Source organism: Dongia sp., from assembly GCF_041905885.1.
Classification (GTDB): domain Bacteria; phylum Pseudomonadota; class Alphaproteobacteria; order Dongiales; family Dongiaceae; genus Dongia.
Genome location: NZ_JAYRKD010000013.1, coordinates 138,444 through 145,481, shown reverse-complemented (window position 1 = coordinate 145,481; position 7,038 = coordinate 138,444). Strand labels below are relative to the sequence as shown.

Below are 7,038 nucleotides of genomic sequence, written 5' to 3'. Positions count from 1 at the left end.
AGGCCGATGGGCACTTTCCAGGATAGAACCTCCATGGACCGCATCCTGTTCGCCGTCTTCACCCACGAAAACAAGTCACAGGGCGTCAGTACCCTCTTCCTCCTGACACACAACAATTGACGTTACCGCATTGCATGAATTCGGGAGCATGCAGCGAAATTCGCTCAGGGCAGCGCCGCCGGAATCTCTGCCAGTGTCGAGAGAGTGGTGGCGCGCTCGGCCAATCCATACTCGATGGGCTGGCCGGCGCGGTTGAGCCAGAAGACGCGGAAGCCGAAGCCGGCGGCACCGCCGGCGTCCCAGGCATTGCCCGAGACGAAGCCGATCCGGTCCGGTGTGAGACCGAGCGAGTCGGCGCCAAGCTGGTAGACACGGCGGTCGGGCTTGAAGACCTTCACGGCATCGACCGAGATCACGCAATCGAGCAGCCCGGCGAACGCCTGGGTTTCGAGCAGGCGCTCCAGCATCGTGGGCGTTCCGTTGGAGAGAATGCCGAGACGGAGGCCGCGGGCCTTCAAGGCGCGTAATGTCGCCTCGGCGTCGGGATAGGGCACCAGTGCATGGAAGGATTCCATCAGCACGGCGGCGAGCGCGTCATCGGCACGGTTCTCGGCGGCGAGCGCGAAGGCGAGGGCGTCGCGGGTGACGGTGTCGAAATCGCGATAGGCGTTCCGCAAGCTGGCGGTCCAGGTGTATTCGAGCTGCTTCTGGCGCCAGAGCGCGAGCACGCGTTCGCTCCGGTCGCCGAGGCGCGCGGCATGCGGCGCGACCGCGGAGCGCAAATCGAACAATGTCCCGTAGGCATCGAACAGCACCGCTTCGATGGCCGCCATGGTGGTTACTTTCCGGGTTCGGTGTCGAAGGACACTGCTTTTACCAGGCACCACGCGCGCTGGCCGGTGCTGAGGCCGAGGTCCTTCAGTGAGTGGCGCGAGATGCGGGCCCAGATCGGCGCACCGATATCCAGCAACACGTCGGCGTAGGGGCCGTCGCCGCTGGAGATCTCGGTGATGCGGCCCTGGAACTGGTTGAGGATGCTGATGCCGTCGACGCGGTTGCGCGCCAGCGCCACATCGCGGGCGCGGATCCGCAGGTTGATCGGCGTGCCGGCGGGGCGGCCGGCGCCGGGGACGCGGAACTGGCCGCCGGCGAAGTCCAGCACTGAGAGCCCGGAGCCGTCATTCTCGACCGAGACCCTGGCCGGGATCGCGGCGCCGGCCGCGTTGCTTTCCAGGATGTCGCCGAGGCCGAGGTCGGCGAAGACCTCGAAGATCGTGCCAACGCGGCGGATACGGCCCTGCGCGACCACCGCGACGCGGTTGGCAAGCCGCACCACCTCATCGACATTGTGACTGACGAAGATGGTCGGGATCGAGAGCGTGCTCCTCACCCGTTCCAGGAAGGGCAGGATCTCCGCCTTGCGCTTCTCGTCCAGGGCCGCCAGCGGCTCGTCGAGCAGCAGCAGGCGCGGGGCGCTCAGCAGGGCGCGGGCCAGCGCCACGCGCTGCTTCTCGCCTCCGGAAAGATCGGTGACGCGGCGGTGCTGGAAGCGCTCGAGCTCCAGCAGATCGATCACTGTACTTTCAGCGATATGACGTTCGGCGGCAGGCGCGCGACGCCAGCCGTAGCGGATGTTGTCGCGCACGTTGAGATGCGGGAAGAGGCGCAGGTCCTGGAACATGTAGGCGACGCGCCGCTTTTCCGGCGGCAGGTTGATGCCGGCCGCGTGGTCGTAGAGGGTCGTGCCGTTCAGGCGGATGCTGCCGCGATCCGGCCGGCCCAGCCCAGCCAGCCAATTGAGGATGGTGGTCTTGCCGGCGCCGGAGGGACCGAACAGCGCCAGCACGCCGTCGGCCGAGGTCGCCAGCGTGATCTCGACTTCGGCCGAGCCCAGTTTCTGCGCGGCGTCGATTTCAAGCATGGATGCACCGAGCTTCGTCCAGCGAACGGCCGATCGGATATCCGATCCCCTCTCCCCTCGTGGGAGAGGGATGCGAAGTCTTAGCGAGCGCGAGCGAGCTTAGACGGAGCTGGGTGAGGGGGCGCGTGCCGGAAGGCACGCAGCGCGCGAGCGCTCTGCCGAGCGCGCGCACCTCACGGTGCGCACCCCTCATCCAACTCCGGCTAGGCTCGGCTACGACTCGCCAAGCCTGCGTATCCTTCTCCCACAAGGGGAGAAGGGCACATCTAATCTCCCTCTTCAGCATCAGTGCCCACTCCGGGCTGTGGCCCAGCGGTTGAGGACATTCGCCCCGAGCAAAGCCGCCAGGGCGATGACCACGGCGATCAGGGTGAGGCGGAGCGCCTGGGTGTCGCCTTGCGGTGATTGCAGCGCGCGGTACATCGCCAGCGGCAACGTCTCGGTCTCGCCGGGAATGGTGGAGACGAAGGTGATGGTGGCGCCGAACTCTCCCAGCGAGCGCGCGAAGCCGAGGATGGCTCCGGCGATCAATCCGGGAAACGCGATCGGCAAGGTCACCGAGAAGAAGACGTCGAGCCGCGAGGCGCCGAGGCTGCGCGCGGCCGCTTCGAGCTTGCGGTCGACCGCTGCGATCGAAAGCCGGATCGCGCCGACGGTCAACGGCAGCGCCATCACCGCCGAGGCGATCGCGGCACCTTCCCATTTGAACATCACCGTGATGCCGAGCCAGTCGGCGAGCGGCTTGCCGAGCCAGCCCTGGCGGCCGAACAGGATCAGCAGGATGAAGCCGATCGAGACCGGCGGCAGGACCAGCGGCAGATGCAGCAAGGCATCGACCAGGGTCTTGCCGTAGAACTCGTGGCGCGCCAACAACCAGGCGAGCGTGACGGCGATCGGCAGCAGGCCGATCGTGCTCCAGATGCCGACTTTCAGCGACAGCAGCATCGCCTCGATCTCGAAGGGTGAGAGCGACGCGGTCAGCACCGGTCAGGCACCGTAGAGCTTGGCGGGATCGACGACGACTTCGGCGATGGTCTCTGCCTTGCCGTCCCGGATGGCGGTGAAGAAGCAGTTGCGCCGGCCGGTATGGCAGGCGACGCCCTTCTGATCGACCAGCAGCAGCAGGCAGTCGTTGTCGCAATCGACCCGGAACTCGACCAGACGCTGCACCTGGCCCGAAGTCTCACCCTTGCGCCAAAGTGACTTCCGCGAGCGCGACCAGTAGCAGACGCGGCCCGTGCTGAGCGTCTCGTCGATCGCGGCACGGTTCATCCAGGCCAGCATCAGCACTTCGCCGCTGTCATGCTGCTGCGCGATTGCGGGGATCAGGCCGTCGCGATCGAAGACCAGGCTGTCGAGCAATTCCGCTGCCGTCATTCCGCGGCGCTTTCTCCGGGAAGATTGGAGCGCAGACGCTGGAACCCGGCTTCGAGATCGGCGACCAGATCGTCGGGATCCTCTAGCCCGGCATGGATGCGCAGCATTGGCCCGTCGGTCTTCCAGGGCTTCGCGGTGCGGGCGTGCTCGATCTTCGACGGGATGATCAGGCTTTCATAGCCGCCCCAGGAATAGCCCATGCCGAAGAGCTGCATCCCGTCGAGCATGGCGGTGAGCTGGCTGTCGGAGCAGGGCTTCAGGATCACGCTGAACAGGCCCGATGAACCGGTGAAGTCGCGCTTGAAGAATTCATGGCCCGGCGTGCCGGGGAGGGCGGGGTGCAGCACCCGCTCGACCTCCGGCCGCTTCTGCAGCCAGTCGGCAAGGCGAAGCGCCGTCTGCTGATGCTGGGCGAGGCGCGCGCTCATGGTCCTGAGGCCGCGCAGCGCCAGATAGACGTCGTCCGGGCCGACCGAATAGCCCATGCCGTGGACCTGGGTCTTCACCGTCATGAAATGTTCGTCCTTCATGGCGATGATGCCCATCATCACGTCCGAATGGCCGACGATGTACTTGGTCGCGGCGTGGAGGCTGATGTCGACGCCGTGCTTCAGCGGCTTGAAGTAGAGCGGCGAGGCCCAGGTGTTGTCGATCATGGTGACGATGCCGCGGCGCCTGGCCAGCGCGGCGATCGCCGGCACGTCCTGCACCTCGAAGGTGTGCGAGCCGGGGCTCTCGAGATAGATCACGCGGGTGTTATCCCGGATCAGCTTCTCCAGCGCATCCGCGGTGATCATCGGGTCGTAATAGGTGGTAGTGACACCGATCTTGGCGAGTTGATGGTCGCAGAGCTTGCGCGTGGGGAAGTAGGCGGTGTCCGTCATCAAGACGTGATCGCCCGCCTTCAGGAAGGAATAGAGCGCGCCGGCGATGGCGCCGAGACCGGAGGGCATGGCGATGGCGCGATCGGCTTCCTCGAGGGCCGCGACGGCCTCTTCGAAGGCCCAGCTGGTCGGCGTGCCGGTGCGGCCATAGGTGACGTGCTCGAACGGCGCCTTCTCCTTGAAGCGCAGCTCCTCGACGGTCCGATAGAGCACGGTGGAGGCGTGATAGACCGGCGGATTAACGATACCGTGGTTCTCAAAGGGGCTATTGCCCGCATGAGTCAGTTTCGTCCGGTCCCGCCAAGCCCTACCTTTGTCGGTGCCCGTGGGGCGCTTTCCGCCGCTGCTGGAAGCCATGTTTTTCTTAGCCTGCTAAGCGATTTGATTAACGGTCCTGAGACCGGCAACAAACTTGTAGCAGCCGTTCGGGTTGTGTTAAAGGTGGCTGAAATCCCCACAAAAAGCGCACAGGGAGCGCAGCGGGGACCGAACGTACAAAAGCTAAAACAACACCACCATCAGGGAAGGGGTAGATCATGAACTATTTCCGTCTTGCCGTTGCCGGCGCCGCTCTGACGGTCGGCCTCGCGGCAGCTGCGCAGGCGACCACGCTCGAGACCGTGAAGCAGCGCGGCAAGCTGGTCTGCGGCGTCACCACCGGTCTCGCGGGCTTCGGCGCGCCGAACGACCAGGGCCAGTGGTCCGGCCTCGACATCGATCTCTGCAAGGGCGTTGCCACCGCGGTGTTCGGCGACCCCACCAAGGTTGAGTACAAGCCGTTGAACGCCGAGCAGCGTTTCACCGCGCTGCAGTCCGGCGAAGTCGACATGCTGGCCCGCAACTCGACCTGGACTCTCCACCGCGACACCGGCCTCGGCCTCGATTTCGTCACCGTCAACTTCTATGACGGCCAGGGCTTCATGGTGAAGAAGGAGCTCGGCGTGAAGAGCGCGCTCGAGCTGAAGGGCGCCACGGTCTGCGTGCAGGAAGGCACCTCGACCGAGAAGAATCTCGGCGACTTCGATAAGGTGAACAACCTCGGCATGAAGCCGGTGAAGTTCAAGGAGAACGACCAGGCCCGCGGCACCTATGACGAAGGCCGTTGCGACGCCTACACCACCGACGCCTCGGGCCTCGCGGCCGAGCGCACCGCTCTCAAGAACCCGGACGACAACATCATCCTGCCGGAGATCATCTCCAAGGAGCCGCTCGGCCCGGTCGTCCGTCACGGCGACAACCAGTGGGGCGACATCGTGCGCTGGACGCACTACGTCACCCTGATCGCCGAGGAGAAGGGCATCACCCAGGCGAATATCGACGAAGTGAAGTCGAAGAACGCCGCCGGCACCGAGAGCGCCGACCCGGAGATCCAGCGCATGCTGGGCATCACCGACAAGCTCGGCGAGGAGATGGGCCTGACCAACGATTGGGCCTACAACGTGATCAAGGCCGTCGGCAACTACGGCGAGATCTTCGACCGCAACGTCGGCCCGAAGACTCCGCTGCGCCTGGAGCGCGGCCTGAACGCGCTCTGGACCAAGGGCGGCTTGCAGTACGCGCCGCCGTACAACTGAGCTGATGAACTCGGCGACCAGCGCCCGGCATAGCCCGCCGGGCGCTGGCCTCATCTTTACAGGTCCATCCAACCGGGAGACCTGAAGTGACGGCAGAAGTTCAAGGCTCCCGCGACCAGACCACGACCGTGACGCCCTGGTGGCGCGATGAGCGCAAGCGCGGCATCGCCTCCCAGGTCGTCGTCGGGCTGGTCCTGATCGGCATCGTCTGGTTCCTGATCGCTAACCTGCTGACCAACCAGGAACGGCTCGGCGTGCCGATGAGCTTCCGCTTCCTGGACGCTCCGGCGGGATTCCAGCTCAGCTTCGCCGCCATCTCGGTGACCCTGGATTCGCCGATCAGTCGGATCCTGCTGGTCGGCGCGCTCAACACCTTGCTGGCTTCCGCGATCACCGCGGTGATCGCCACGGTGCTCGGCCTGGTGATCGGCATTGCGCGGCTCTCCAACAACTGGCTGGTGGCGCGCCTGGCGCTCGCCTACATCGAGGCGCTGCGCAACACGCCGCTGCTGCTGCAGCTGGTGTTCTGGTATTCGGCGGTGGTGGCGGCGCTGCCCGCGGTCAAGAGCAGCCTCAACCTGTTCGACGTGATCTTCCTGAACAAGAAGGGACTCTATGTGCCGGATCCGGTGTTCCAGCCGGGGGCGGGCGCGGTCTTCGTCGCCTTCATCGTCGCGGTGGTCGCGAGCGTCTTCCTACGGCGCTGGGCGCGCAAGCGCCAGGAGCTGACCGGGCAGCGCTTTCCCGCGGTGACGGTTTCGATCCTGCTGATCCTCGGTGTGCCGGCGCTGGTCAGCCTGGTGATGGGACATCCGGTCGAATGGGACGTGCCGGTGCTGGGCGGCTTCAATTTCAGCGGCGGTCTTGCCTTCCAGCCGGAGGTCGTGGCGCTGATCGTCGGCCTCGGGTTGAACAGCTCGGCGTTCATCGCCGAGATCATCCGCGGCGGCATCATGGCGGTCAGCCACGGCCAGACCGAAGCCTCGCTGGCGCTCGGGCTGAAGCCGAGCTGGACCTTGCGCCTGGTGGTGATCCCGCAGGCACAGCGCATCGTGATCCCGCCGATGGTGAGCCAGTATCTCAACGTGGTGAAGAACTCGACCCTGGCCGGATTCATCGGTTATCCGGACCTGTTCGCGGTGATCGGCACCTCGCAGAACCAGACCGGCCGCGCGATCGAGTGCATCGCGATCATGATGGTGTTCTATCTCGGCGTCAGCCTCATCATCTCCACCGTGCTCAACTGGTACAACAAGCGCGTCGCGCTGGTGGAGCGCTAGCA

Annotated in this window: 7 protein-coding genes; 2 read left to right on the top strand and 5 right to left on the bottom strand. The window is 65.5% G+C overall.

Features of this window, described 5'->3' with window-relative positions; genetic code table 11:
- Positions 1 to 164: 164 nt before the first annotated feature.
- The 5 genes from ACH2CY_RS15135 to metC all read right to left on the bottom strand — a co-directional run bounded on the left by ACH2CY_RS15135 (position 165) and on the right by metC (position 4,539).
- Positions 165 to 833 (bottom strand): haloacid dehalogenase type II, encoded by a 669-nt coding sequence (locus ACH2CY_RS15135; protein WP_395020123.1) that lies wholly within the window; start codon positions 831 to 833, stop codon positions 165 to 167.
- A 5-nt stretch (positions 834 to 838) separates the two neighbouring features.
- Positions 839 to 1,921 carry a molybdenum ABC transporter ATP-binding protein gene (gene modC / locus ACH2CY_RS15130; RefSeq protein ID WP_395020122.1) on the bottom strand — a complete coding sequence of 361 codons (1,083 nt, stop codon included), beginning with the start codon at positions 1,919 to 1,921 and terminating at the stop codon, positions 839 to 841.
- Positions 1,922 to 2,206: 285 nt separating this feature from the next.
- Entirely contained in the window at positions 2,207 to 2,905 is a 699-nt protein-coding gene (gene modB, locus ACH2CY_RS15125) for a molybdate ABC transporter permease subunit (RefSeq protein ID WP_395020121.1), read from the bottom strand.
- A 3-nt stretch (positions 2,906 to 2,908) separates the two neighbouring features.
- A complete protein-coding gene (gene hisI, locus ACH2CY_RS15120) occupies positions 2,909 to 3,298 on the bottom strand; it encodes a phosphoribosyl-AMP cyclohydrolase (protein WP_395020120.1) in 390 nt (129 codons plus the stop codon).
- A complete protein-coding gene (gene metC, locus ACH2CY_RS15115; RefSeq protein ID WP_395020119.1) occupies positions 3,295 to 4,539 on the bottom strand; it encodes a cystathionine beta-lyase in 1,245 nt (414 codons plus the stop codon). The genes hisI and metC overlap by 4 nt, the downstream gene beginning before the upstream one ends.
- A 179-nt stretch (positions 4,540 to 4,718) precedes the next feature.
- Here metC and ACH2CY_RS15110 point away from each other — a divergent pair, with 179 nt between their 5' ends.
- Positions 4,719 to 5,756: an amino acid ABC transporter substrate-binding protein gene (locus ACH2CY_RS15110; RefSeq protein ID WP_395020118.1), complete on the top strand. Its 1,038-nt coding sequence runs from the start codon at positions 4,719 to 4,721 to the stop codon at positions 5,754 to 5,756.
- An 86-nt stretch (positions 5,757 to 5,842) separates the two neighbouring features.
- A complete protein-coding gene (locus tag ACH2CY_RS15105) occupies positions 5,843 to 7,036 on the top strand; it encodes an amino acid ABC transporter permease (RefSeq protein WP_395020117.1) in 1,194 nt (397 codons plus the stop codon).
- Positions 7,037 to 7,038 lie beyond the last annotated feature (2 nt).